The organism is Protofrankia sp. CiP1_Cm_nod2, from assembly GCF_920664355.1.
Classification (GTDB): domain Bacteria; phylum Actinomycetota; class Actinomycetes; order Frankiales; family Frankiaceae; genus Protofrankia.
The window spans coordinates 1-616 of sequence record NZ_CAKKTL010000229.1; the positions used below are offsets into that span (position 1 = coordinate 1).

General features: G+C 73.4%; 1 protein-coding gene. It reads left to right on the top strand.

Annotation, left to right across the window (positions count from 1 at the left end):
• A partial coding sequence (locus NBW84_RS19930; protein ID WP_250286362.1) for a MauE/DoxX family redox-associated membrane protein occupies positions 1 to 471 on the top strand: 471 nt, incomplete at its 5' end.
• Positions 472 to 616 lie beyond the last annotated feature (145 nt).

Consider the following 616-nt stretch of genomic DNA (forward strand, 5'->3'; position numbering starts at 1 on the left):
CGCCTCGGGCTGGCGGGGCTCTGGCTCGCCGCCGGAATGATCAAAATCGGCGACCCGCAGGGGATGGTGCGATCCGTCCGGGCCTTCCGCATCCTGCCCGAGGCGCTCGTGCACCCGGTCGCCTACGCCGTCCCGTTCGTGGAGATCGCGCTCGGCCTGCTGCTGCTGGTCGGGCTGGCGGTGCGGGTGAGCGCCGTCGTCTCCGCGCTGCTGCTCGCCGGCTACATCGCGGCGATCGCCTCGGCCGCCGCGCGGGGCCTGCGCATCGGCTGCGGCTGCTTCTCCACCGGCGGGGACCTCACCGCCGGCGCGCCCATCCACTACACCGGAGAGATCATCCGGGACGGTCTGCTGCTCGCCGCGAGCGTCCTGGTGGTCTGCCTGCCAGCCGGTGCGCTCACCGTCGACCGCATCCTCGAACGAGGCGCGCGCCCACTGGCCGTCGAGGGGCCGCGAACGGCGCGGCCATGATCACGCCGTGCCGCCGTCGGCCCATGTCGTCGAGCCGTCGCAGGACTTCGGAGAGCTGATGAGTACCGCGTCCAGAAAGAGCAGGAAGAACCGGTCAGGCGGGAAGCGAGGCGGCAACCCGGCCGGGATGCCGGCCGGCGCGCGC